At 42.5% G+C, this 26,759-nt stretch carries 21 protein-coding genes and 1 tRNA gene; 10 read left to right on the top strand and 12 right to left on the bottom strand.

Translation table 11 applies throughout. The features are described from left to right. Positions 1 to 96 precede the first annotated feature (96 nt). From D0S45_03615 to D0S45_03605, 3 genes are all read right to left on the bottom strand, one after another. Positions 97 to 2,736 carry a PAS domain S-box protein gene (locus tag D0S45_03615; protein TIH19280.1) on the bottom strand — a complete coding sequence of 880 codons (2,640 nt, stop codon included), beginning with the start codon at positions 2,734 to 2,736 and terminating at the stop codon, positions 97 to 99. Positions 2,737 to 2,741: 5 nt separating this feature from the next. Next, positions 2,742 to 3,875 carry an amino acid ABC transporter substrate-binding protein gene (locus tag D0S45_03610; GenBank protein TIH19279.1) on the bottom strand — a complete coding sequence of 378 codons (1,134 nt, stop codon included), beginning with the start codon at positions 3,873 to 3,875 and terminating at the stop codon, positions 2,742 to 2,744. A gap of 199 nt (positions 3,876 to 4,074) precedes the next feature. Next, entirely contained in the window at positions 4,075 to 4,650 is a 576-nt protein-coding gene (locus D0S45_03605; protein ID TIH19278.1) for a TetR/AcrR family transcriptional regulator, read from the bottom strand. Positions 4,651 to 4,788: 138 nt separating this feature from the next. Between D0S45_03605 and D0S45_03600 the strand changes: the two genes are divergently transcribed. From D0S45_03600 to D0S45_03585, 4 genes are all read left to right on the top strand, one after another. Continuing rightward, complete coding sequence (locus D0S45_03600; GenBank protein TIH19277.1) at positions 4,789 to 5,589, top strand: 4Fe-4S dicluster domain-containing protein; 801 nt, start codon at positions 4,789 to 4,791, stop codon at positions 5,587 to 5,589. 170 nt (positions 5,590 to 5,759) lie between these two features. Further along, positions 5,760 to 7,775, top strand: coding sequence for a dehydrogenase (locus D0S45_03595; GenBank protein TIH19276.1), 2,016 nt, complete (start codon positions 5,760 to 5,762; stop codon positions 7,773 to 7,775). A 106-nt stretch (positions 7,776 to 7,881) separates the two neighbouring features. Next, positions 7,882 to 7,957 (top strand) — tRNA-Ala (locus D0S45_03590). Between the two features lie 153 nt (positions 7,958 to 8,110). Next, positions 8,111 to 9,799 carry a hypothetical protein gene (locus tag D0S45_03585; protein ID TIH19275.1) on the top strand — a complete coding sequence of 563 codons (1,689 nt, stop codon included), beginning with the start codon at positions 8,111 to 8,113 and terminating at the stop codon, positions 9,797 to 9,799. 85 nt (positions 9,800 to 9,884) lie between these two features. On the opposite strand, the gene D0S45_03580 is transcribed toward D0S45_03585, so the two are convergent. The 4 genes from D0S45_03580 to D0S45_03565 all read right to left on the bottom strand — a co-directional run bounded on the left by D0S45_03580 (position 9,885) and on the right by D0S45_03565 (position 12,048). Continuing rightward, positions 9,885 to 10,274, bottom strand: coding sequence for a hypothetical protein (locus D0S45_03580; protein ID TIH19274.1), 390 nt, complete (start codon positions 10,272 to 10,274; stop codon positions 9,885 to 9,887). A 159-nt stretch (positions 10,275 to 10,433) separates the two neighbouring features. Then, positions 10,434 to 10,703, bottom strand: coding sequence for a hypothetical protein (locus D0S45_03575; protein ID TIH19273.1), 270 nt, complete (start codon positions 10,701 to 10,703; stop codon positions 10,434 to 10,436). Between the two features lie 72 nt (positions 10,704 to 10,775). Next, positions 10,776 to 11,795: a site-specific integrase gene (locus D0S45_03570; GenBank protein ID TIH19272.1), complete on the bottom strand. Its 1,020-nt coding sequence runs from the start codon at positions 11,793 to 11,795 to the stop codon at positions 10,776 to 10,778. Position 11,796: 1 nt separating this feature from the next. Then, entirely contained in the window at positions 11,797 to 12,048 is a 252-nt protein-coding gene (locus D0S45_03565) for a DNA-binding protein (GenBank protein TIH19271.1), read from the bottom strand. A 712-nt stretch (positions 12,049 to 12,760) separates the two neighbouring features. Between D0S45_03565 and D0S45_03560 the strand changes: the two genes are divergently transcribed. Beyond that, positions 12,761 to 13,369, top strand: coding sequence for a resolvase (locus D0S45_03560; protein ID TIH19270.1), 609 nt, complete (start codon positions 12,761 to 12,763; stop codon positions 13,367 to 13,369). A 58-nt stretch (positions 13,370 to 13,427) separates the two neighbouring features. Here D0S45_03560 and D0S45_03555 read toward each other — a convergent pair whose 3' ends face one another. Beyond that, positions 13,428 to 13,856: a hypothetical protein gene (locus tag D0S45_03555; GenBank protein ID TIH19269.1), complete on the bottom strand. Its 429-nt coding sequence runs from the start codon at positions 13,854 to 13,856 to the stop codon at positions 13,428 to 13,430. 399 nt (positions 13,857 to 14,255) lie between these two features. Between D0S45_03555 and D0S45_03550 the strand changes: the two genes are divergently transcribed. After that, on the top strand, positions 14,256 to 14,552 hold the full coding sequence (locus D0S45_03550; protein ID TIH19268.1) for a hypothetical protein: 297 nt from the start codon (positions 14,256 to 14,258) through the stop codon (positions 14,550 to 14,552). Positions 14,553 to 14,830: 278 nt separating this feature from the next. Here D0S45_03550 and D0S45_03545 read toward each other — a convergent pair whose 3' ends face one another. Together D0S45_03545 and D0S45_03540 are read right to left on the bottom strand one after the other, a co-directional pair. Then, positions 14,831 to 17,956 carry a hypothetical protein gene (locus tag D0S45_03545; GenBank protein ID TIH19267.1) on the bottom strand — a complete coding sequence of 1,042 codons (3,126 nt, stop codon included), beginning with the start codon at positions 17,954 to 17,956 and terminating at the stop codon, positions 14,831 to 14,833. A gap of 83 nt (positions 17,957 to 18,039) precedes the next feature. Then, positions 18,040 to 18,615 (bottom strand): hypothetical protein, encoded by a 576-nt coding sequence (locus D0S45_03540; GenBank protein TIH19266.1) that lies wholly within the window; start codon positions 18,613 to 18,615, stop codon positions 18,040 to 18,042. 486 nt (positions 18,616 to 19,101) lie between these two features. Here D0S45_03540 and D0S45_03535 point away from each other — a divergent pair, with 486 nt between their 5' ends. Then, on the top strand, positions 19,102 to 20,193 hold the full coding sequence (locus D0S45_03535) for a hypothetical protein (GenBank protein ID TIH19265.1): 1,092 nt from the start codon (positions 19,102 to 19,104) through the stop codon (positions 20,191 to 20,193). Positions 20,194 to 20,296: 103 nt separating this feature from the next. Here D0S45_03535 and D0S45_03530 read toward each other — a convergent pair whose 3' ends face one another. Beyond that, positions 20,297 to 20,557 (bottom strand): hypothetical protein, encoded by a 261-nt coding sequence (locus D0S45_03530; GenBank protein ID TIH19264.1) that lies wholly within the window; start codon positions 20,555 to 20,557, stop codon positions 20,297 to 20,299. 50 nt (positions 20,558 to 20,607) lie between these two features. On the opposite strand from D0S45_03530, the gene D0S45_03525 reads away from it, so the two are divergent. Continuing rightward, complete coding sequence (locus D0S45_03525) at positions 20,608 to 20,952, top strand: XRE family transcriptional regulator (GenBank protein ID TIH19263.1); 345 nt, start codon at positions 20,608 to 20,610, stop codon at positions 20,950 to 20,952. Between the two features lie 108 nt (positions 20,953 to 21,060). Here the strand turns inward: D0S45_03525 and D0S45_03520 are convergent, their stop codons facing one another. Next, positions 21,061 to 21,447, bottom strand: a complete 387-nt coding sequence (locus tag D0S45_03520; GenBank protein ID TIH19262.1) for a hypothetical protein — start codon at positions 21,445 to 21,447, stop codon at positions 21,061 to 21,063. A gap of 178 nt (positions 21,448 to 21,625) precedes the next feature. Between D0S45_03520 and D0S45_03515 the strand changes: the two genes are divergently transcribed. Together D0S45_03515 and D0S45_03510 are read left to right on the top strand one after the other, a co-directional pair. After that, the gene (locus D0S45_03515; GenBank protein TIH19261.1) at positions 21,626 to 21,898 is read left to right on the top strand and encodes a hypothetical protein; all 273 of its coding nucleotides are present in this window, start codon (positions 21,626 to 21,628) and stop codon (positions 21,896 to 21,898) included. Positions 21,899 to 21,971: 73 nt separating this feature from the next. Then, a complete protein-coding gene (locus tag D0S45_03510) occupies positions 21,972 to 26,495 on the top strand; it encodes an AAA family ATPase (protein ID TIH19260.1) in 4,524 nt (1,507 codons plus the stop codon). The last annotated feature ends 264 nt before the right edge of the window (positions 26,496 to 26,759 follow it).

Genomic DNA, 26,759 nt, shown 5'->3' with positions numbered 1-26,759 from the left:
TGCCCCACAAGATTTTTCAAGGACTTACAATGAAAATTGTAAGTCCTTTTTTCGTTTTACGGCGAGTTTTAAGTACAAAATTTAAATTTTGGTGGTTTACTGCCCTAAATTGACAGGTAGCTTGATGGTAAAACGGGTCCAGCTGCCCGGCTCCGAATCAATGGTCATGGAGCCTCCGTGCTGTTCGGCGATAATAAAATAGGAAACCGAAAGGCCTAACCCTGTGCCTTTGCCAACAGGCTTGGTTGTATAAAAAGGTTCAAATATTCGTGATCTGGTTTCCACATCCATTCCCGGTCCGTTGTCTTCTATTTGAACTACGACTTCCGGTCCTTCCTGAAATGTTCTTAAGGAAAAACAGGGGCCGGATTCAGTGTAGTGCTTATCTTTCATGGCTTCAGCTCCATTTTTCAGGAGATTGAAAAATACCTGTTGAATTTCACTTCTCTCGCAATAAGCCTTGGGTATATTTTTATCGTAATCGCGTATGATCTTGATTTTTTTGAAATCAAATTGTTTTTTCAGGTCATAGTCACTGGCGGCGATGTCAATTGTTTCTTCCAGTAAATCAGCCATGTTATGGGACCCCATGCTCTGTTCACTCTTGCGGCTGAAACTGAGCATGTTGCGGACAATGGTGGAGGCGCGTTCAGTGGAAGTTTTAATGGCGTCCAGCATTTTAGGTATGTCACGTTGTTTCAGATAGTTGCGCATATCTTCAAGTGATACCCCACATTGATCCGCAGTTGCGTGATTGGCAGGAAGATCTCCGAAAATGCGTTTGTGCATGTTGTAAATATTTCCGGAAATACCAGCCAACGGGTTGTTTATCTCATGGGCCATTCCAGCTGCAAGTCCCCCAAGTGACATCATCTTTTCGGATTGAATTATGATTTGTTCAAGGTTAACCTTGTCAGTTACGTCGTCCAGACGGATAACAGCTCCTTCAATTCCATTGCTGGTCAGGGGATAGATGGTGATATCCTCGTGATATGTCCTTCCATTCTGCTGGTAGGTAAGTCTACCTTCGCTACAGGGGGTGGAGCTTTGCATGGCTGTATGGATTTCCGTAATTTTTGAGGAGAGTCTTGGGTAAACTTCCTTAAGATCACGGCCGGATACTTCTTCGTTTTTTATCCCGGATTCAAGTTCTGCCTGTGCATTCCACTGGATTACTTTCGCTGAGCTGTCCACTGCGATGAGCACGGAAGGCATGGAGTTAATAATGTTGCTCAGCAGGCTGCGCAGTTTTTGCATTTCCTCTTCTGACTTCAACCGCTCGCTGATATCAATGGCGGAAACAACTATGCCTTGCAGGCTTCCTTGGTCAAAGACGGGCATGGAGTAATAGTCGACCGGGACGAATGTGCCGTCCTTTCTTATAAATGCATCGGTACCCCTCTGGGGCTGTCCATCCCTGAGAGTAGAGTGCAGCGGGCAGTCAGCCACAGGATATGGAGCCCCGTTTTCTTTGCTGGAATGGCACATCTCGTGATGGTTTTGATGAATGAGTTCTTTCTTGCTGTAACCCAGCATTTTGCATGCTGCGGTGTTGATAAAAATAATGTTTCCTTTGTGATTCAATCCGAAGATAGCTTCTGCGGCCGAGGAAAGCACCATCTCGTTCATGTTGTGCAGCTTGATAATTTCATTGAGTTTTTGTGCAAGGTCTCGGTTGAGGTTATTGATTTCTTTTTCTCTCTGCTGAATGCTGCATGACATTTTTTCGAAAGCAGCTGCGATTTTATCAAATTCTTTGATGTCCTTCGGATTCGGAGACGGGCTGTAATCTCCGCGTGAGAGCCGTGCTGCAAGAGACACAAGTTCATCAAAATGGGAGGTTGTAGTCTTGAGCTTGAAAATTAGAAAAAGCATGCCCAGAAAAAGTATCAGCAGAGCAAGAGTGATGAATGCAAGAGTGTAGGTAATCAGGTTTCGGTATACATCTCTTGAATTCTGGTAAATTAAAGCTACCCATTGAAAAGGACCGATGGAGGCTGCGTAGGCAGTGTCATAGTGTTTATCACCTTTGATCTGAATCTTTCTGACTGCTGAGCCGGAAATACCCTTGAAAAGTTTAAAATGCTGGTCTTCATTTCTTTGTTGTACTTGGGTCTCATCTGTATGTGCTATGTATGTCCCAGTTTGGTCGGTGATTGCAAGGATGCTGCTTTTTCCAATGCTAAGTTCTTTTATTAATGAGTTAAGGTTTGGAAATGTTACGTTGGCGATGAGTACTCCACTGTGGATTGGAATGGAGATTTGAAATACAGGGGTTCTGTGAGTGTCTGAAATTATAGCCGGGGACCAGTAGGTAGTTTTTTTTGAATGTGCGTATTTAAAAGAAGGGTAGTTGGACATGTCCAGGCCTAGAATATCTTTGGAAAAAGGGGAAAGAGCATAGACTATCCCGTTACTATCAAGCAGGCGTACCTGATGTATAGCCCTGCTGGCAACGGTGATGGCTTGCAGGTACATCTCGGTTTGAGCCGGGGAATTTTTGTTTTTCTCGATTGCTGCTGCACAGTTTTGCAGTGTGCTTTGAATGTCGTGCATCTCTTCTTCAACTATATTCACTATTAGTTTGGTAGAAGAGTTGTTTCTGGCTTCAATATTCTCTTTGAATTGATCCAAAGTGTAAATATAGACCAGTGCTGCAAAAAGTAGGAAAGGAATTGTCGTCGACACAATAAAATGCAACGACATTATTTTACTTAAGGAGTTTTTGTTTTTCATATGAATCAAATGTCGTTAATAAATTTACCGTTTTTGATAATTAGGATGCTGAACACTTCTTTAACATCCCCAAATTTATTAAATACTATTTCTGTCCCGACCACGTTGAATAGCTTTTTGTCCAATATGCTACGTTTTATTTGAGCGGGATCATCTGACTTTGTGCTTTCAAGGCCGTAAATAGCAATTTTAAATATCTTAGCATAACGGGTATAGATGAATGACGGCTCCTTGTTATATCTGGATATATATAGTTTTTTTAAATCATCAATTTCCGGGTTGACATTATCATAGTCGTGTAGGCCGATGAGCCGCATGCCTTCCACTGCCCTTCCGCCATGGGTAATGATATCATTTGATTGGGTCCAGCTGACCCCGAAAAAGGGTGTTCTCTTCAGCCCTGTCTTGCGCAGGGTTTGCGAAAACATGGCCGCGTCAAAGCCGTTAGTAATGAAGAGAACAGAATCCGGCCTTTTGGCGGCCACTTTCTTGGCCATGGACGTGAAATCCGGGTTGTGGCTGCTGGAAAATTCTATCTCAACCGGGATTTCCTTGCCAGCTTTCTTCATGATGCTTTTAAATCGATTGGCAATGGCAGTAACATACTTTTCGTTTTCTATGTCGCCGATAATGGCTGTTCTGCCCAGTCCCAGAGATAGAACCCGTTCTGCGAGGGTGTTTGCCTGCCCGGCGCTGGAGGTCGCCGTGCGCAGTAAGTTGTCATCCCTGTCGGCAAGGAAATCTGTGCTCATGGTCGGGCTCATCACCAGTACATCGCGGCCCGCAATGGCTTCGGTGGTGGCTTGGGCCATGGCACTGGTGATGGGGCCCAAAATTAGGCGGACGTTGTTCTTAGTGAGATCTATTATGGCAGCTTTGGCCTCTTCCGGGGAGCTTTTGTCATCCCTGATCACCAGTTCGATTTTTCTGCCGTTTATTCCTCCTGCCTTGTTTTGCTCTTCTGTCATCAGTTGCAGAGTGTTTCTGGCGGTTACGCCTAATTCGGAAAAACGTCCGCTTATACTGCCCACAAAACCGATTTTAATGGGGGAGGAATCTGTGCATGAAGTGATCGTCAGCAGGATGATTATTATCATGATTTTTTTTGAAAATAGTATGTTGTAGATACTTTTTATCACAACTTTCTCCTGTTTTTTGGGGGGCCGTTTAAGGCTTTGTTCTTAGACAGGTATATTTGATTGGCCTGAAGCATATAATTAAATTTGTACGACAATTAAATACCACAACTGTTGAAGAAAATCTTGCATAATGTCTGTGTTACATCTGCTTGTTCATCTCTTCAAATCCGGTATTAATATTTATCTTTCTTGTCCGGTGCTATTTTTCAAGCTTAATTACTATCTCGGTAAGCTCATCTGCAAAAGACTCATTCATGGTGTCATGCCCGATAAGTAGCCTATACCACATGGACCCGAAGACCATGTCCACGAGTGTATCCAAATTCTGAGTAGGGGAGATTTCATTTGAATCTACGGCCTGCTGAAGGATGGATTTAAGGATTTCCTGACGTTTAGCCACAAAATTTTCTTTAAACCGGAGTCGGAATGATTCGTCATTCTGGGCCAGTGCCATGAGGTAGCGCAGGTTGCCGCCATCACCTTCATTTATTGATTTCATGGAGTCCCGCAGGAATTGGCGTAGTGTTATCTGCAATGATTCATAGGGCGGAACAGGTATTTTACTATCTGCCTGACTGAGCATCGCTTCCAGCACAATATCCCCTAAAGAGGGCCACCAGCGGTAAATGGTAGGTTTGCCTACTCCAGCCTTTTTAGCGATAGCCTCAATGGTCAGCTTCTTACCGCTGTTTTTATTCAGCAGCTCATAAGTTGCGCTCAGTACTGCCTGTTGTGCTTTTTCGCTTCTTGGGCGTCCGGCTTTTGTCTTGGTCATGTGATTCACCTTGATTTCTTCTGATGCTGCCTTGTGCCATGCTTGAAGTTTATTGACAAGTTTAATTACGTTACGTAGCGTAACGAAATAATTCAAAGCCTAGCTATTAAATAAATTACTGGAGAATGGAGGAATGAGATGAATATTAAGTCTGTTAAACTGGCCTATTTTTCCCCGACAGGAACAACCGAAAAGGTAGTTCAGGCTATTGCCGAAGGGATTGGAGTTGACGACCCGGAGTTGGTTGACATTACCAAGCCGAGCCAAAGAGAGCAGCCGCTTGAAATTTCAAAAGACGAACTGCTTGTAATTGGAGTTCCTGTTTATATGGGCAGGGTTCCGGGGCTACTAGAGGATTGGTTTGGCAGAATTAAGGCACATGGAAGCCCGGTGGTTTGCGTTGTGGTCTATGGAAACCGCGTCTACGATGATGCCTTGCTTGAGCTTAAAGATATTATGCTGAAACAGGGGGGCGTGGTTGTAGGCTGCGCGGCGTATATTGGTGAACATTCCTTTTCAGATGAGGAAACTCCCACTGCACAGGGCCGTCCTGATGCAAGTGATGTGAAGCACGCTGAAATGTTCGGAACGAAGGTTCGCGAAAAGCTGGACTCAATAGCTGATCTTTCCAATAATTACGGTATGGAAGTTCCCGGAGAATACCCGTACCGGGGAAATACTGAATTGTGGAACGTCGATTTTATAGCAGTAAGCGATGCGTGTGTTCAGTGCGGTCTCTGTGCTGAAATCTGCCCCACCGGGGCGATAGATGCTCAAGACAGTTCCGTTGTTGATCAGGTTAAATGCATCACCTGTTGTGCATGCCTCAAGAAATGTCCCCAGCAGGCCAGAACAATGAAGGACGGCCCGGTAAAAGATGCTCGTAAAAGGCTGAACAATCTTTTTGCTGAACCTAAAAGACCGGAATACTTTTTGTAATTGCTGATGATTGAACCAGTTCAATTATGGCGGGTGCAGAGCTAGTTAGTTTTGTGCCTGTCTTACTCGTCGCTGCTGGATTAACCACTGGTTCTGGTATAAAAAGAGATCTCCTGACGACATTAAAGGAATTTCTTTCTTCATATATTATACTATTCCGGAGTTAAGCCATGCCGACATATAAATCCATCTGTCCTTACGATTGTCCCACCACCTGTGGACTACTTGTGGAGAGTGACGGGACTCAAATTACCAAAGTTAAGGGTGATCCTGATGACCCGATCTGCGGTGGGTTGATCTGCCGTAAGATGCAGCGGTACGAAAAATCCATCTATTCGCCGGAGCGGATTCTTACTCCTTTGAAAAGAATTGGAGATAAGGGGGAAGGGCGATTTGAACCCATTTCATGGGATGAGGCCGTTGAGACCATAGCCGGGAGATGGAAAAAATCCTTAAGTGAATATGGCCCGGATTCCATCCTGCCGTTTTATTATTCCGGGGTAATGAGCATGATTCAGCGTAATTGCGGTGATGCTCTTTTCAATAAGATGGGATCATGTCAGCTGATTAAAACTCTTTGTTCATCAGCTAAAAGTGCTGGATATCGGGCGGTGATGGGGAATACCGGTGGCCTTGATCCTCGCGAACTCGCGGACAGTGATTTGTATATTGTCTGGAGTAGTAATATGAAGGCTACCCGTTTGCAGAGTATGCCCGATCTGGTCAAAGGACGTAAGCAGGGCAAGCGAGTTGTACTCATTGAATCTTTTGCCGGGGAAATGGCTGAATATTGCGATCAGGTGCTGCTCGTTAAACCCGGAACGGACGGAGCCTTGGCTCTCGGCATGATGCATGTGTTGGCGAAGGAAGAGCTGGATGATGCGGTATTTTTACAAGCCGAGGCCGTTGGCTATGCTGAATTCAAGGCCACGTTAGATCAATATACCCCGGAATGGGCCGAATCAGTGACCGGAGTCTCGGCGCAGGTGATCGTCGAACTTGCCCGTGAATACGCAGCAGCTTCAGCCCCGGCAATCATCCTCGGTAGCGGTAATTCTCGCTATGGAAATGGCGGTATGACCGTTCGTTTGATAACCATTCTTTCTGCTTTTACCGGAGCATGGAAACATCCCGGCGGAGGACTTTGCGGTTGTCATCCCGGCGGTAAAACGTGTGTGGATGCTGCACGTATTACCCGCCCTGATTTTCGTGAAAGGGAAGGACGCAAAGTAAATATCAACCAGCTTGCCATGGCCTTGAAAGAGGATGATGGGCAGACACCCATCCGCTGCCTGCATATTTACGGCAGCAATCCGGTGGGTTCTGTTTCCAATCAGCTCGGCATTAGGCAGGGATTGCTCAACCCGGATCTTTTTACTGTGGTCCATGAACGGTTCATGACCGATACCGCACGCTATGCTGATATAATTCTTCCGGCGACTTTTTCGGTTGAGCAGTCTGATTGCTATAGTTCATACGGGTATTGTTCGTTTGGAGCGGCATATAAAATTATTCCCACTCCCGGAGAGTGCAAAAGTAACTGGGATATTTTTTGTCTTCTCGCCAAGGCTATGGGTTACAATGACAGCCATTTTGAACGCAGTGAAGATGAATTGCTGGAGGAACTTTTTGATAATCCCATGGAAGGATTACAAGGTATAACTGCTGATCAGCGGGAGAGGCTGAAAACCGGGGGCATGATTTCATTGTCCTTTGCCGACCACACCGATTGGCAGACTACTTCGGGCAAGATCAATATCATAAGTAAAGAACAGGATGAGCCTGTCCCGTATTATCAAGAGTGTCACGGAGGATCTTTTCCGCTACGCTTGATTGCGGTGCCCAGTACCGAGATCCTCAATTCAGTTTTTCTTGAGCGAGAGGAGCTTGTTGAAAGTCGTGGAGCTATGTTTTTGGATATTCATCCTGATGATGCCGCTGCCCGGTCAATTAACGACGGCGATATTATTGTTGCCTATAATGATCTGGGCGAGGTTACTTTCACAGCCAGAGTCACTGCGCATGTGGCAAAGGGTGCCGTCGCTGCTGCGGGTATATTCATGGCCCGCCAGTCCGCCAACGGTAATCTGGTCAACACCCTGCATCACGAACGGCTTTCGGATATTGGCGAGGCAACCACTCTAAATGATAATACTGTCGATATTCGGCGTGAATTAAAGCCTTAGATCATATTGAAGGTAGTGTTTGGGTTGAAGTTTTTTGATTTAATTGGGTGAAGAGTGTTGACAGCCGGGGCTGGATTCTATAAACACATCTTCACCCAACACAAGTGGGGCTGTAGCTCAGTTGGGAGAGCGCTTGAATGGCATTCAAGAGGCCGTCAGTTCGATTCTGTCCAGCTCCACCAAGAATATCAAGGACTTACAACAAAAGTTGTAAGTCCTTTTTTCGTTTGGGGAACCGTGCGGGGAACATTTGTGGTTCACCTATTTTTTGATTTTGAGAGTCAAATTCTAATAGGTTTGTTGTCGTATGATAGAATGTGTGTATTATAAATCGCATGAAAGAAATTAAGAAGTTGAACGATTTAACGCGAACGGTGACTAGTGATGAAAGCGATCTGTATTGTCGTTACCTAAATGTGGGACTGCTCTTTTATGGTAGGGCTGACATGTGCTCGTCACGATTTCTCAGTGTTAGTACGCAGGTTACTGGAACTAAAAAGTTGCCATATGGGGTTAAACTAGTGGATTTAATTGCATGTGGTGCTCTTATTCCTGAGCTATTTGTTCAGCTTCCAGAACAGATGTTCAAAGCATGGGTCGGATACCCTGTTTTGGGTACTACTAGCGATGATCTTTTGTGTGAAGCTTCGGAGGCGGCTAGGTTATATGAAATTTCTATTTCTCCATTTTACTCTGACGGGCGTTTAACTGAGTTTTGTCACCCTTACGATTCGTCGCTCAAAGAGGAATTCGTTAACGAATTTCAAGCAGATATTCCGGGTAATATCAAGCTGTTAACGCATGATAACGGCAGGAAGTTTTATCCTTATGAGGCTTATCTCCCTTACTGGAAGTCTTATGTTTTGCTGGAAGCCCTAATACAATGTAAATTTATAGACAGGTACTTGCGTGGGTGTGAAGGCAAGTCTAGATTTATTGATTCTGTGCGCAGGACAGAAAGTAAGTGGGCACAGAAATATTCCAGTACGTTTAATCGAGTTTCATGGTACCGAACTATAATGGCTGGTATACTCAAATCTAACGTGAAAGTTCAGGCAAGCTACGGGGAGCTGGTAGAATATGTATTGCAACAGTGCAATTCAAGTGTTGGTGATTTAAAAGAAGATTTGAAAATGTTGCTTACGATCTATCAAGATTGGAGTTTCGGGTTGAACAGAGATGGTATAACTGACTGGCAGAGGGGACTTGAATCATTAAAGTTTGATGTCTTCTGTGTTTTTGAAATGTTGTGTTATTCTGGAGAATATACGGAAGCTCTGCTATACTCAGAGTGGATTTCGGAAAGAGACAATTTGGGCTGGGCAAACTTATCTGATGTTCTACCCGTTGAGGAAATATTATTTAAACAGAAGTTCGGAAGGTATGTGCCCTTATATCTTAAGGGTGTTCCTTTGGATTGTGGTGAGCAAAGTTGGTCAGATGTCTATGATAACTTAGCTCAGTATGCTGGTTTTGAATGCTGGATTCGTTCTTTTTGTGATATGCACGATGCTTTAAATTCAAAAACAGATTCTAAATGTAGAGTTAATTTTAAGCAACCAAGGTTGTTGGATCAGCTTTTAGTGATCACCATTAGAACTGAAGTCTTGTTGCGGTCTATACTAGCGAAGCATGCCGAGGTCCCGTTTGATCTGAAGACTGTATTTACGAGGTTGTCTTTGGTTATTGGTGAAAGAAATGAAGGCAAGAGTGAACATCGTGTTGCGGGGCAAGCATTGGCATCAGCTGTAAGTGCATGGAAATTAACTCGGCTTGATGGAGCTCCAGAGAATATTTTTTATTTTACCGAAAATAGCCATTTAGGTCGCAACTGGCCGAGAGAGAGAAGATCAATTTTCAATTTAGTAATGTCCTTTGTTACAGCACGAAATTATTTTGCTCATCATTCATATAAGGATTTGGAACTTGGCAATCGGTTGGATCGGTTACCGCGGGAGGTTCTTATTGCATGCCTGTTTATTGTTATCTATGTAGAAAGGCTATTAAACGGGAGTTCCACTTAATTTGTTTCTCATGGGGCAAAAAAAATGCCAGCCCCTCCGAAGAAGGACTGGCTTGCTCATACAGTCTTGTCGAAACTATTTTTTATTATATCGGTGATTCGGAATCGCTAAGGAATTCTTTTAGACCTTCAGAGTACTGCTCGTAAATAAACTGAAGGTCAGCTGGGTTGACAAATAGTTTGCCAGAACGAACGTAGACTGGGCGGTCAAATTTCCACAGAGTTTGGCAAAGACTTCGGTAGCCGTTGCTATATTTGTTTCCTGCATCTTCAAACGAGATTAATTCAAAGGTTTGGGGCTCATCTGTGACTTTTAAATCAAATCTATCCATTACGACATCTCGTACACAGTAATAATGTACTCCATCGGCAATGTAGGCATTTAAAATCAGATCAGTATTGCTGTGCTGTAATGTCATTCCTTTTTCAAACATCTGGTCTACTTCAGATTGAGTAATCAGATTGTTAAATCTCATAAAATCTCCATGTTTATCTGTTTATAAGTCCTATCGCGAAATGACCGGACATTTATTCGAAAATTGCAGTATTAGTGATAGGAGGTTCATAGGGTAAAAGAACGCCAGCCCCTCCGAAGAAGGACTGGCGTGTTAAGGTTAGGTTTTCGAGTTGTTTGATTAAGCTGTGGCAAAACAGGTGAGCTGGGTTGCAAGAGCCTGTTTGTCGCCTTCCTGTGCGCCTAGAAGGTCAATTGAACCATCTTTCGGATACCAATACAGTTCGCCACCGTTTAAAAGATGGTAGATATATCGATTGGCCTGAGTTTCCCAATGACCTTGAACACCGGATTGATCAACGTGGTATTTAAGGTTTGCAGGGGAGCCAAGGTATCTATTCTGGTGATAGTTCTGAGTTTGCATTTCGTTATTTTCATACATATTTTTCATTTCGAATTCCTCTTTGGGTTAATTTTAATTTTAAATGCGATGCCAAGGACCCAGTCCCCGACATCGTGTTTTCTACAATTGAGGTAATAAGTTTACAGCACGTATTTTTTCATTTTTCTGTACATGATAGTACTGGTCAGCGGTCATCTTCGTTGAAGCGTGTCCTAATATTGCTGACACAGATGCTAAATCTGCCCCATTATTAAGGGCTGTGGTTGCATGTAGGTGTCTGATATCATACGTTATGATGCTGTCGGGCAATCCTGCTCTTTTGCATGCATTTCTGAATCCTTTGCGTATGCTTTTGATCGGCCTACCATTATACTCGACCAAGTACGGTGTGGTTGCGTTTTTCCGATATTTTCTTAGTTTGCTAAGGAATCTATCGGTTACAGGTATTGTTCTCCATGTGTTTGTTTTTGTGGCGAAAACTCGCACTTGTTTATTTTCCCAATCTACCCATTTCCATTGCAAAGATAGTAGCTCACTTTCTCCAGTGCGGACCCCAAGATTAAAAGCAATCTCGATAGCCCACGCTACATGCTGTGTGGCATGTTTTATGATCAATTTGAGCTCATCTACCGATAGCGTAGATTGTCTGGGTTTTTCCTTAGCTTTCTTCCATTTTTGTAATGGATTCTGTTCGGTGTATCCTTGATCTACTCCGAAGTTGAAGATGATCTTCAAATAAGACATGTAGCGATTACGAGTGGTGGGAGAGTTGTCGGCGTAGCGTGACATCATGAATCTCACAATTTTTTTCTGAGTCAGTCTGTTTACAGGTACTGTCCCCAGTTCAGGGAGGATGTGGTAGTTCAGGATGAAGGCGAAGTCTTTGAGCCAACGCCCCGCTTTGCCCTCACATTTTTTCTGATCAATGTATAATTGAGTCAGCTCATCGAGGTACATGTCATCGTGATGAGGATTGATCTTCTCGCCGAGTTTCTTCTTTAGCTTGACCTCAAGGTCGAATGCTTCCGCATTTCGTTTGCCTTGAGTTGTTTTGCCAAAGGTTTGGGTTTTCTGTTTCCCGAATTCATCTCTATATTTGACAAGCCATGATCCAGTTTCAGGTCTTCTATGTACACTCATGTTACACCTCCAGCTTTTTAAGGCTTCGTTTGTTGGTAAAAGTCTTAATTTTAAAGCAGTTGGGAGTGCTCATCCACGTGTTCAATGTTGAGGCCGCAAATCTATTACGATTAGGACCACAGCGTGGAACCTGATGTTCTGTTGCAAGGTGTCTGAAATGGTCCGGTGAGTAACCGCAGTATTCGGCGGCGTCTTTGAGATTGTAGAAAGGACCAGTAATTTCAACTTGATTACATAATTGTTGTTTCTCCATTTTGATGTGTATTCCTTGAACCAAAAAGATGATTGGGCAATAGCCTCCCAATGAGGCACCCCGTATGGGTTTGCCTGCTCTTCAAGACGCAGTGAATATCGTGAATAATAATGTCGAAGCTGTGTGCTTCAGTAATAGGTGTCATCCGTCAGGGGTGACTTGAAGATTAACTGCCCTGACTTCTGACAGGGTTGGGCTTACGATGATCGTTTCCCGATTCCCAATCTCTGGGAGTAGGTTATGAGGAAGTGTAAAAAACTCCCATTGTCTATTCTTTTACGCAAATAGTCTAGAGATAGTCAAGAGAAAATTAAAAAAACTTCCACCCCCCGACCCGAAGATCGGGGGGAAGTCCATACCACTGGACTAACCTACTCACGTAGGACCTTTTGTGTGTGCTGTGCGCGAACCTAATCAAAAGTGTGCGGACAACCAGAAGCCCTCCATTCATTATTGCAAATGCAAAATGAAACCCATCCGGTATGTTGTTGAGCCCTAACCCTTCTGGAGTCCACTTTTGATATGGCTCACATATATGGAATTTCTCTATATAAAGGCTGATTATACAAATCCAATGACAACAAAACGTTCGTTTTCTTTTACACTTTTTAAGCCCAAATCCTAAAATAAAACGTGCCTTTTCTTTTACTGTTATCGTAAAATTAAATTGGTTTTGGGGTTTTATTTTACATTGAAGAAAACGGAGAAGAATATGACCAAAGTAGTTGCCTATATGCGCGTCAGCACTCACAAGCAGGACACCGAGAATCAGGAACTGGAAATTCTTAGATATGCCAGCAGCCACGACATGAATATCGACCACTGGTTTAAGTTGGAAATATCTTCACGGAAGTCCTTGCGGGACCGTCGCATCGATGAGTTGATGGATATGTTGGCATCTGGCGATACTTTAATCGTATCGGAGCTTTCTCGCCTCGGTAGGTCTCTTTCTCAGATTGTGACTATCGTGGATGAACTGATTGAAAGGAATGTTACCTTCATTGCTATCAAGCAAAACATGATCCTTGATGGCAAAAACGATATGACTGCAAAAATCCAGATTGCTATGTTCGGTGTACTCGCTGAAATCGAAAGAGACCTTATCAGTGATCGTACTCGTTCTGGTCTGGCGCGTGCCAAGGCCAACGGCAAAACGCTTGGTCGTCCGAAAAGTTCTCAGTCTTCAATATTGGATGAAAAAAAGAATGAAATAGCTGAGATGTTGGAGAAAGGAATTTCAAAGGCCTCCGTAGCCAAGGTCATGGGTGTGTCAGGCCCTGCTCTTCATTATTTTTTGAAAACTCGACAAATCGCGCGATAACTTTAAATATATCTGCAAAAAAACCGTACTCATTGGTAAGCACGGTTTTCTTTGAAGACTACTTCTTTGCACCAGCGTCTTCTTTCTTTACTGCTCCCGCAGGATTTTCAGTATCTTCCTTGTTTTCCGATACCACCTTTGTGAGAATGATCTTGCTGCCCTCAACGATTTCAACATTGAATCGATCTTCATACTTAAATTCTCCCTTGAGCATGTTCTTGGTCAAGCGTACCTCACCTTTGAAATTCACCATGGGCAATTTCCTGTTGCCCTGCTTATACAGGCCCGGAACTTCGTAGAACTTACGGTCTTCATTACAAAGACGCATGATATGCTGACGCAGTGACTGCTTGGAAGCTATACCAAGCTTCTCCTGAATCTGATCCGCATTCAGCTTATCTTCAACGATCATCTTACGAAGTTCATCAGCATTGTACTTGCTTTCGAACATTTTCTTGCCAGTGCCAGATGTATCCTTTTTAACCATGCCTACCTCCGTTTGTTGGCGTTTCTTCTTTTATTTCTATATGTTACTGGCAAATGTTCAATTTTAGACGGCATTTTCAGTAAAAAAGCAGGAAATCGCACAAAATTGGGGTTATTTTCGCATTTATTTGTTTGGGGAGGGGTAAGATTAGAAAAATTGTTTTCTGCGAGGATATGGGTATTTAAATCGATAGTTTTTCTATGAATTACAGCATCATATGCCGAGGCCCCTGTAAAAAGCAGATTGGAGGGCAATTTTACCTGAACACCAGTTGTGAAAACTGAAAAATTATTCCCTTACATGGAAAGAAGGTAAGCTGATTTCGATAACTGATTTTCAAGGAAGGACTCGGTGACCAAATAAAAATATGTATGCATCGGGAGAGGCTGCCAGCCACCATTGAAATTGCAATTTCTGCTACTCCAAAACTCACAGCAGGAATTTATAGCTGGCGGTCTCATCTTCCATGATGGACATTTTTTGAGGGACCTCGGCGTTTGTCCTGCAATAATATATATGCATCGAAGAAGGAGGGTAGGTAGCCCTCCGATTTTTTTTTACCGACAAGGAGAGGGGGATAGAAATGACCAAAAAGCTGGGCTTTATGGGCCAACGAAAATTTTAAACGCGCTGGATAATATCTACAAATGGGGGGGAAAACGTTCTGGTGGTGAGCCCATATGTTCTATAGACTAAAGTCCGGCCCTGAAGGCCCCGATTTTGTGATGAAAAAAAGGGAGGGGGGGGATTGGAAATAAAAATAAAATATTTTATTTATTAATTAATTATATTTTTTCTTCTTTCTTTTTTTCTTCCTTTGTAGATCTAAGGGGGAGAGATAAGCCCTAAAATCTGGGCCTTCGGGGCCAGCAGCAGTTTTAGGCCCACATATCCCAGCTTTTTGTAGCTAAAGACAGCAACAGGGTAGAGGACATAAAATCCTCCACCCTATTTTTGTTTTTTTGATGTCTCTCCTAACTCAGTGACTCAGTGCTGAGAACAAGGACGCGTATTCGATCATCGCATGTTTCTCTTTTTGTCTTATAAGATTCATTGTCTGCTGCAAGCAGCAGTCCTTCATTAGAGAGACGTTTGTGGATTTGAGTTTCAGTCAATATGGTCTTACGCTTTAATTTTTGTGATGCATTGCGGTAATTTTTTATTGCTATGTCTGATAACAAGTACACTTCCTTGCTGTCTTTGTTAATATATCCGCCTTTCTCTCCTTGTGGGGTCATTTCATCTGTTACGGGATCAACTTTCCATCCCCACAGTTCAGGGTTAGAAGGTGCTCCACCATTTACAGAATCTACAAAGTGCATCGTGCCATCATTTAGTGCAACCTTTATATCCCCCAAGTATTGCGCTGTCGGATTTGGATTTATGAATTCCCCATGGCGTTGTATTGCAAGTTGTAGGGCTCTTTCTCCTCTGGCAAGAAGGTTGTCTTTTTCTTCTTGAGTGATAACTTCATAGTCTTCAAAACATTGGAGTATTACTTCTAAGCTTACCATCAAGTCGGCATAATTGTCAGAGGTTCGGTCATGGATAGTTTTGAGATGATCATTTTCATCTCTGTATTCATTTCGGCGAGTGATAAGTTCTATCTTGAAGTCGTCGATTTTAGGAATAATCCACTGGATAACTGCTGCTGCGCTAGCGGTAAGAAGTCCTTTTCGACCTGCATCCTGAAGCGCTGACAAGACATCATTGTTAATCGTTTCCGTTGTGAGTGGCGTAATTACCATCCTACCGCGAAGGCTATGTGCATTCCCCTTTCCTTTTGGGATTTGCTCACCTGTGGCTAAAATTAATCCCTTGGGAACATAAGCCTCTATGAGTTCTTTCGATGCCCCCATGCGAGTTCGTCCAGCTTTATTTGATTGCCCTCGATGAATGCGATCAGCAAATTCATCAAGTTCTGCCTGCTTTGCACTTATTGTTTCCTCAATATAGTCGTCCATGACAGTTAGTGCGTCTTTTGCCATTGCAATCATTTTTTCTGTACTATTTGCCGTGGATATCCAGTTGCCTAGCGGAGCTGAAGATGTGAACTCTTTGCCATAGTGAGCTTGAAGAACTCGCGCGAGAGCAGTTTTTCTGCTGCCTGTGTGCCCATACATGAAGATCGAATACTCAGGTGGTAAGGCCTCTGAGAGAATCGCTCTGTATGCACCAATGAAGCCTACAAAACTAACGCAGTCAGGCGCGACATCAATAATTTTTAAACTCGCCTTCATTCCGACAGCCATGTCATTTCGTGTTGGCATAGGGATATTGTAGTGAATAAGGCTTTGTTCTAACCGGACAGATGTGTTTGGGTTAATGCTATTTTCTGACATTGCTCCTGCTGCGGAGAGGTAGTGATATTTGTCATCAATTTTCCGAAATCCGGTGTGCGAATATGCTGTCTCATAGACTATGTTCTTACTTAATTCCTTAATAGCTATCCCTAAATGGGTCTGTTGATTAGAGTAGCATATGGCTTTTGCACCGTATTTTGAGTCTATGAAGCCCATTTTTTTGAATTCAGTAGCAGGCCAAGTAATTGGATCGAAAGTTTTTCCATCCTCGTGCCTTCCTTCTAAATAGTAGTATTTTTGTTCTTCATAGCCGTCATCTAAAGTAATTTCCTTGGTTATTTTAGTGAAAAAATTGCTCAGTTTTGCCGAAGTATGACCATCCCCAGTAGGTTTGTTGTAATAGAGGCAATTGTTTTCCTCGTAGTACTGGGGTGGTTCTTCTAACGATTTATAGGCATATTTTTGCTCGGCTGCATTTATGATTGGGTCATATCTGTTGTAATTTACACCACGGTCCTTTAGTTTTCCTCTGAACTTAGTGTACTCAACCATATCTTCCATTTTTAGGGTTACAAATGCTTGAATAACTTCAGCTTCATAGACGACATCTTTGTTATTCTTAACTTGAGAAAGTGCTCGAATGACAGCCAGTTTAGCTTGCTTGATGCGGTCTTTTTCACCAAGCTGGATAGGCGATTTGACATGTTCTTTGAATGGGCATGACGCACATCCCTGAAATCCATGTTCTGAGGCAATGCGTTGACATGTGTGCGGGGTGTGACTGCTTGCATGACCATACTTGGTATCAGTTTCATCGTATGCGTAATTCGGGTATGGTTTGCTTAACTCGTGAGCAAATTTTTCACCGTCTACGCAACGAGAGAGTATTGTCAGCATGGAGAACCATTCTGGTTCGAGGAGACTTGCTGCGTCATCCCGGCAGTGCTGCATCCATGCACATCTTTCAATGATTTGCTCGAAGTTTGAAGGCTCAAACTGTTTTGCTTGGTGCGTGGACTTTGTTTTTTGCGCAGGTGTCAGCTTGTTTTTTTGCTTGGGTGGTTTTGGTATTAAATTTTTCTCGATTTCTGCAACGGAGTATCGAGGTACATTCAAGGTATTACTGATCCATTTTACTTGACGCGGGGTTCCTGTTTTAAGGTTATGGGAACCTACTACCCTGTATACTCTGCATATGTCAGAGGTGTTGTCGATAATATATCCTGCTCTTTGGGCAATAATGCGGATGTTAGCCTGAAACCTTCTCAGCAATTCTTTCGCAGATTCTCTGTCTTTTTCAGTGTATATGTACAGCGGTTCATCGAAAAGCCAGTATACGTGAAGTCCTCCCCCACTGTTCACTATTATGCTGGGGGGGAGTGGGAATTGTTTCAGTGTATTGAGTGCTTCCTCTTCGCTGGGAGGGTAGTTGTTCCCTGCATGTCCGGCACCGTTGATGTCTATGTCAACATGGACGCAGGTGATGCCTTGCACATCATTAGCTGTGCCACGTTTGCCTGCCTCAGGAATTTTATCCATAAGCCCAGTACAGAAGTAGATGTCTTCGTGCTCCCGGTTTTTAAGGGTATATTCATATGCTTTCTGGGTGTCTCCTATTGGGATGGGCTTGAAATAGCCGTCTTTTTTTCTAGCCAGCATTAGATAGCCCTTTGCTCCTTTAAAAATTGTATCTAAGAATATTTTTGGATTAACTTGTGGAGCTGGTGGAATTCCAATTTCTTTAGTGGGTACGCATGGGGCGTGCTCAAGTATATTGGAGTTAGTATTTTTATTCATGAGATTTCCTTTATATTCAAAGGTCTTGATTAAATAGTGGCAGAGTTCATCTTGCTATGAACTCTGCCTTTTGTGCGGTCCAGTTAATATTCAAGGCATGCAGCAAGGTCTTTTGCTGCGATAAATACGTCATTTCCTATCGAAAACACGGGAAAGCCCCGCTCAAGAGTTCCTCCAACTACTGATTTGCTATCAACGCCAACGAATTCAGCATAATAGTCAACGTTTAAAAGAGCTGAGGTTTGGGCGAGAGTGGATTCGTCTGACCGGATTGCGATGTCATGGAGGTCGAGTATGCGATACGTGGCTTCCAGCATATCGGTTCCCTCACTGATCGATTTATCTATGTATGGAATCAATTCGCAAGTGACGTTGCTTTGACCAAGGCTGCACAGAGGAATAGATTTATCCTTGAGTGTTGAATTGACATCTTCACAAATGGCGAAGATTTCTTCTTCGCATGAATAGAGAGGACAGTCCGCCTGCGCTAGTTCGGCAGTCAGAGTGTTAGGGGATATATGAAGTTTATTTGCGATCTCGTTGACACGGACCATCGGGGTTGTTTTACCGACAATTTTGCCGTTGCGTTCGGCTACGACAGGGAAGGTTGTGTCTGGGAATTCGAGATAGCATATATTCTCTTTTTTATTAGAAATCATACTTTACTCCTGTGATCCCCCTTTCTAATTCAGGGGAAAGGCGGAAAATTTAAGATGGACTATTGAAGAGGAGTGATTAGTTTAGGTGGGCAGCATATAGCGAGTGGCCTACACGACTAATCATCGTGCATGTACAGTGGACATTTTTTCGAGTTCGCGGGCAATGAACTCGAAGTTTTTGTCGTTACTGAATGCGTGACCCCGGTTATGGGGAGCTCCAAATGAACACTTTGGTCGTACCCGTGTGGGTTGCTAGTTCCGAGCCTTCCTCTGTTGTCTATGAGAGAGGAAGGCTTGGCTGTGATTTAAAGATCTTTCATATAATTGTTCCTATTTATTGGTGTTTTTCTGGATGAAAATTCTAGTTGTGCTGCAGCGATGAATGCACATTAGGAGGCTTATCGATGTTTGTCTAGAGAAAACGTGAGTAGGTTATTTTTAAAATAATTTTAGTTTTATGTCCTCACTAAAACTGTGTGAAAATGTTTGAAAGAAATAATCAAGTTTGGGAAAAGTTTTTGGGTTTTTAATGCAATGATTAAAGTAGAAAAGCATAGAAGAAAAAAAACTGAGGAAGTGCTAAGAAATTTTCTTAAGCTACTTCCAATCTTAACAAGCTATGGATGCCATAAGAAAGGCAAGAATTGTTCACAGACAGAGTATGTCCAAAGTTGTGTATTAGATTCACTGCATCCATTGTATGGAAAATTAAAGTCCAACAGCGGGTGTCATGATATACAAAAAAAGTTTCTAGATACTTCTTTGGGTGGAATGTCTGGAGAACTCTTGTTTGTAGATATAAATACCGAATCTGTGCTTTTTACAACGTTTGATGCAGTAGATAAGATACCGTTTTTTATTGATGAAACTGATTTTGGCTGGGTGGCACATTTTTTAGGTGATTTTTGCAAAGACAGGAGTGGGTGGGAGTCTGATTTCAGAGATAGGTTGAAATATAAGGCCGTTGTTTCTAGTTTTTCAAATGAACCGGACTCCGGCTTGGGCTTGTTCGATCCCGCTAGATACTACAAGGAGACCACAAAATTTTTGGTCGCTAGTCATAATGAGAGCAGTGAATTGTCGTCAGTGCAATCCTACGATGAAATAAGTGATCTTTTCAGTGGAGTCTGGAAGGACCTTCGAGGATTCACATATTCTTTGCTTGCTACATATTTTGATTTGTTTGATGGGTTTGATCGGATAAACGAATGTGCTGTGTGCGGGACTTTGTTTATTCCAAAAAAGAGTGGTAAAGATGTGGGGCTATACTGTAGTCCGAAATGTCGAAAATCTCAGTTTAAATCTACGGAATATGAGGCTTGTATCAAAAGGCATCGGAAGTTTTATTCTCAAAAAATAGAAGCAGTACAAGAGTACATCGCTACTCATCCAGATAGTGAATTTCGGGATATTGTTTTTCCCGAATTGCCAGATCCGAGCATTTGCAAGGATGGGAACTGTCCGTGTCCTGATGAAAAACCCAAGCGAGGTGGTTGTCCCGTTTTCAAGGAACGCTATAAAGATGTGCTTGCTGCGTTTGCTGAGATCAAGAAGAAACGTAAGGCAAAAGCCTGCTAGGTGACTTCATTAAAAATCAAAAAGCCCACTTCTCACTCGAGTCGTGGGCTTTTTGGCGTATTTAGGTACAGGTTTAATGGTAGCCACAATGCTGTGGGGGGGGCTACTTATCCCCGAACATCATGATCACGGCAAAGATCGCCGCAACAACCAAAAGCTGTTTAATAATTTTAATCGCTCCCTTAAACCCAAACGGAGCTCCACAATTCCAGCACTCTTTACTCTTTAGGGTATTTTCCGCTTTGCACTCCATACATTTCTTAGTCCTCATCATGATCTCCTTATTTTCGAAAATTAACTCCAAATCCAACCACAGACAGAAATTGAAAAACATAATTCTATCTTTAAACTGAAAAATCAACAAAAAATTCAGTCCTCAGGTTGTTCAAACTCTATCTGTGGTGGGTATTTTGTATGGATACTCAAGGAGTTTGCATGGACGACATTTCAAAACAGATAGGCATGCGCATCAGGACATTGCGAAAGAGTCGTGGCCTTACCCAAGAACAGTTGGGCGATGCTGCTGGAATTAGCGATAAATATCTCAGTGAAGTTGAGCGTGGGGGCAGTAAGGTTTCTGTTGAAGTTCTCAACAAGGTTGCTGACGGCCTGAAAATATCCCTGCATGACCTCTTGGAACTGGATCAGAATACAAGGACTCGTGACGAAGTTGTTGCTGGCATCACAGATATGCTTGATGGTGCCAGCGATGAGCAGTTGTTGGTCCTTCATCGTGTTGTTAAGGCGATCCTGTTGTAATTTCCCACCTCGGCCCAGATTGCCCACATTTCCCACATTTTTTTAGACCACCTATCCAAGTTCAGAAAAAAATCCCATCCGCAGCAAAGCAGATGGGATTCGTTTTTTTCAGTAATCCTCAGGCAGCATAATTGTAAGTACTGGCTCACCTGAATCTCCGGGTCCAATCATCGCCCAGCATTTTACCTTCTCTAGCTTCGTACCTTCTCCCATAACGAATAGTGGCTCAATTTCAACCATAGAACCATCCCAGCGATCCTTAGCTGCGAGAAATGTGAGAAGGAGCACGGCATGCAACCGCCCTCTGGTCGACTGACCTTCCCCTTCTAGATCATCTGGTGGTTCAATATATTGATGGTAGAGATTTGCAGTAATAGCCACAGGAACCTTAAAGCCAGTCTCCTTGGCCTGTTCAGTGACATCGACCAGTACTCCGTCTTCGATAGCTTGCTTCCGGCTGTATGAGTATACCACCTCGAATTCGTCTTCTGACATTTAGGACTCCTTTTGCAGTTAATATTTTCAATCAACTTAAAAGGTTATCCTTGTTTGATGTATGCGGTCACGGGGAAGCAGGTAACTGCATAAAGTGGTTTTGGCGAGAATGTGCTTCTACCCCTATACGCTAAATTCTGCTATATGCTTTCGGTAAAACTATATAGGAGTTAGCTAAATGGGTGAATATTTCTATTTTTTAAAAGATGGTTGGGTTCCAGAGGCAGAGGATTTGATTGATGCTGGTGAAGTGGTTGAATTGGGTATGGATGATGTCAATATTAAGATTACCCCTGAAACAATATCTTCAGGAAAAGTTAAGTTATTCAATGATGAGACTGTTTGTTTTAATTCTCCCGAGCAATTAGTGGATATCCTTATAGAGAAGTTATTGAATGCTGACTTTGACAATGAGAAGGTTGCAGAGATCATTAATGGAGTGTTGGATTGAAATAATGACCAATGAGGATTAAATTTGAACAGCTTGAAAGTTACTAGTGTTTACAGAAATCAAGGATAAATAATTGAGTATTGCAGGAAAAACATCGTCTCAGGGTGATGAGTTCGAATTACAGATAGCACTTCATTGGCTGATAAGCTTGTACCGGGATGAAGAGATCGATTTTGTTCAGGTGGATTCAACAGGGGCTCCTAATCTTGAGCAGAAAATACCGATTGATGATATTATAGTGGCCTATAAAAATGGACGGAAAAAGTTCATCCAAGTGAAGAAAAACCAGCCTACATATCAGGTTTGGCGTTTTTCCGATAAAGTATTGAAAGAAGAACTCGCTAAGGCTCTAGCACAGCACGAATTGACCCCTAATGCAGAAATTTGGTTTTACTCCCGTTCTCCTTTTGGGAACTTACAGAAGTTAGCTGAAGGAACTCGCAAGTTTCGGTCTTACAACAGCTTCAAAAAATCAGCTTCCAAGAGCCTTTTAGATCCACTCAAATCCTTGGCGAGGATTATTTCACCTAAAGTTACTGATTTGTCACTGAAAAAGTCGTATGCGCTTGCCAAAGTGTTATTCTTTGACTCTAGCCAAGACTGGGCATCAAGAAATTTGTTGGATTTAAAAGCACACTTCCCTCAAGCAAATACGGTGAAAAGTGTGCTTGAAAGATTAGTAGCTGAGCATGCGGCCAGTCTTCCAGGGACTCCCTATGAACTTAATCGATTGGGCCTTCTTGAAATTCTTAAAGAGCACAGTCTAGAGTCAGCCCCCATTTATTCCGAAGCCGACGTACTAAAAAGTTTTCAATCGGCATCAAGAATAGGACGAACATGGGGACGAACAATTGACGGTGTCAAAGTCGATCAGCCAGAACTAACCGATGTGCTGGATTACATTAAAGTGGGCAATAAAAATATACTTATTACTAGCCTGCCAGGATGTGGAAAGACTTGTCTGCTTCTAGATTTGGTAGATCAGCTCGAAAAAGATTCTTCTGTAGGAGTTTTATTTATCAAGGGAGATCAGTACTCGGATGCAAATTCTGAAGATGATCTTACTCGCATGGGACTACCTGAAGGCATTGTTGGACAATGTGCACGTTTAGCAGCATTCCGCAGGGTAGTAGTTGTCGTTGATTCGCTGGACGTTCTTTCTTTGAGCAGAAGTCATGGTGCTTTTAAAATTATTCTCAGTGTTATTGACCGGTTGAGTCTTGTTGATAATACCATTGTAGTCGCAGCTTGTAGAGAATTTGATCGACAGTATGACCCACAGCTCAGGGACCGCGACTGGCAAAAGATAATAAAAATATCTCCATTTGATTATGGTACTGTTGTTCGTCCTCTTCTCGATAAATGGGCTGTTGACGACTCAGATATTAGTGAGAGTTTACAATCTTTGATTTGTGTTCCCCAGAATCTGAATTTGTTTAAAAGATTAGTGGAATCTAAGAGTTATCTCGAGCTCAACAATGCTTGGGATTTATTCGATCGATACCTTGTTGAGTATGTTGAAAAAGACTCTTTGTTAGGAACTCGTGCAATCGATTTGCTGTATCGCATGGCACAGGAGATGATGAAAAACCGTTGTTACACGTTGCCAAAGGTAAGAATTTCATCGGAAACAAGATTAAGTCAGAGATTAATCAGTCAAGGGGTACTAGTTGAACAGCAGCTAGGAGTGATAGCGTTTTCACATCAGACACTTGCTGATAATTTGTTAGTGCGGGGCAGCATTACTAATGGTGAAGGGCTAGTTGATTTTATTCATGAGCATCTTCCGCTTCCGTTTATTCGGCCTGTCGTCAAATCCTTTTTTGGGTATTTGAGGGTTCTTGATAGAGTTCGGTTTAGCAGGGAGTTTAGAAAAGCTCTTTCAGATGATAAAATTGCTTACCATTTAAAGCGATTGCTAGTTGAATCCTTTGCTGAAATGTCAGTGGACGATAAGGATTGGTCACTTGTTCGATACCTTCTTAATGATCACTCTGCTTTGTTCAGGAGATGCCTTTATACTATGACGGATGTGAAGTGGCTTGATATGATTGAGCAGAAGCTTCTCACTGCCTTTGTTGGAAAAGAAGATCGAAGTTCTTTGGAACAGATCGTAATCCAAAGGCTAACAATTTGGATTGAAAAATATCCTGAACGGGTTATCGCGTTATGGACTGCTTTGTATGACAATAGTCCAGAGAAAGCGAAGCAAGCACATAATATAAGCATTTATTTAGGAGATTTGAAAGAGTGGACGACTGTTGGGGTTGGAGCTCTGCTTGAGCGGTTACTCTCTGTTGAAGGCTATGAACGGGATTTCATTGGTAGGCCATTGAGTCTGTGGGTGGACGCAACCAATAGTGGCGATAAATTACTTTGGGATTACATAATAAATAAAGTCCCTGACGCAGGGCCTAGTAGGCTCGGAAAGAAAGAGCTTCGTTGTGATGGATATGATTTTCATGACGATAAATTCTTAGAAAAGCGTTTTCAAAAGTCAGAACTTTTGTTGGGATTTGCAATAGACTCCTTAATTGAATGGAGTCAGAAAGAGGTATGGCAGTCTGATCTGCATTCTTTTTCAAATTATTTTTTAATGGATTCTTCATGGAGATATACCCACAACAAGCATGAGACATATTCTGCTGATGGAATTAACACATTACTTTCATGCGTAGAATCCGCTCTTAACTGGCATGCCCGCGAAGATACTATTTGGTGGAAGGACAACGAACTAAAGATTCGAGACTCCAGAGAGTTTGGATTTATGTATTTTCTGGCTCTTTGTTATAAAAATAATCCAGAGAAAAATATTATTGGAATCTCTTCACTTCTGACTGATAAAGAGCTGTTAAGGTTTGGTAGGATTGAATTTGAATTAGGGCAGTTAGCCAACTCAGCATATCATTTGTTGACCGAGGAAGTGGCGGCTAAAAACCAAGATTTAGTCATGTCGTTGTATAGTGAAGAAAAGTATGAAGATGGCGAGTATGAATGGATCAAGCGAAAGCGTTATGACTACCTCGTTTGGATTCCCAATATATACAGGATAAAGGCAGCTCAAGACTTTGTAAATGAACATCGCCGTACTTTTGGATATGAACTTCCTACTCCTCAGATATGGTCGAGTGGAGGGACGGTTAGGCAGCCGTTTGACCATAAAATACTTTGCCAGCTCTCACCACCATGGGCAATGAAACTTGTTCGGAATTACAATGAAGATACTGGTTTTGTCGACATGGATGATCGATTGCTTGGAGGTAAAAGAGAAGCCCTATGGGGGTTCCGTGAGGCTTCTGCTCTATGTCCAAAATATATGCTTGGATTGCTTCCTTTAATTCGACAAGAGAAGTTAGATGTACAATTTATTTGTGATATTTTTGCTGGGCTCGCCCAACATGTTCGATATCTTTATGGAAACTTGTCTTCAGCGCAAAAAGACTGGGAACCTTTTGAGAAGTCGATTTCCAAAGAGGAACTTCGAGATTTGGTCCAAACTGGTCTAGAATTGACTGGAGAAGTTTGGAGTGATTTAGGCTGCGTGAGTTCCTTGCTTATGGCAGGTGTACATGTTGCGGCGAATCCATCTGACATAGCGCACCTTGTTAGGATGCATGAGAAATTTTATAGTCAAATTAAGACTGTAAGTAGCGAGGAAAATTATGTCATTGAGCCTGGGGCTGAGGCTCTGATTTGTTTGGCCGAAAATTGTATCAAGAATGACTGGGAGATAGGAGAAAAAGTTGACAAGTTGTTGGTTGCCTACGTTCAGATGGGAGATGAATCAGCTCTAATTACTTTCCTCAGGTATCTACCCTATTTGATACATTATAGCCCTGAGACATCATGGAGATTTTTTCTGACAGTGATGGGGCGTTTAAAGATCGACAAATGGTGGGCCGCAGAACGATGCTTTTATTATAACTACCATAAACGAACAGATGAAATCTTACCATATATTGAAAAGCTACTTGTGAGCGGATCTGATGAAGGTCTAGAGGTTGCAGGTAGAATCTATACGCTTATGTATTTGTCTGACGTTGTAGACGGAGAGGAATATTTTTCTCGTATAGCAAGGTCTCCTGAAAAGGCTATACAAGGCGCCGTACAGAATTTAGCTCATAATCTTTATGTCAAAGATGTTTCTGATAAATGTCGCAAAATATTGCCTAGATTGTTTGCGGAATGCAGTTTGACAAATACTGTCATGGAAAGTTTTGCAAGTGTGTTCCATAAGGATTCAAGCAAAGTGGGGATGGTTGGTAATGAGTTGGTGTTTTCATATCTCAAAGCTTTGCCCAAAGTTTCAGGAAGTCCAGGCATATATAGTTTTTATAGATGGCTCAGTGCTCAAGCGAAGAATGACCCTCTTCAGAATTTAGAATATTTGGAGGTGCTGGCTGACGCTTGCGAATCGTGTGTTGGTGATGTTCGACAGTATGGATCAAGAGATAATATTCCAATTGTTCTTCGTGAAATACTTATTGAGGCGGATGAGGTGGATGATCCAGAATTGATTAACAGAGTGATAAATGTTCAGGATCGACTAATGCAAAATGGTTTTGATGGAATTTCAAAACTCTATGACGATTACTAATAGCGGTTAAGCTTTTGGGTTTTTGTTTAAGAAGGAATTCTCGCAAATTTTCCCCCTCCTGCGATTTTGGAATTGGAGTTCGGGGAACATGGGATTTTGTGAAAAAAATCCAGGAAGGGGGCTCTCCTTGCGAAATTTTGGGATTGGAAAGTGTGGGGCAATTTGTTGAAAGTTGTCCCACGCTTTTTTTTATGGGATTTGGTATCAAATTATCTATTAAATTTCTGTTTCGTGTTTGTGGGTGTGAAGGCTCGCATTTTTATT

The organism is Marinifilum sp. JC120 (assembly GCA_004923195.1).
Classification (GTDB): domain Bacteria; phylum Desulfobacterota; class Desulfovibrionia; order Desulfovibrionales; family Desulfovibrionaceae; genus Maridesulfovibrio.
The sequence above is the reverse complement of the archived record's forward strand: the minus strand, read 5'-3'. Positions and strand labels throughout refer to the sequence as shown.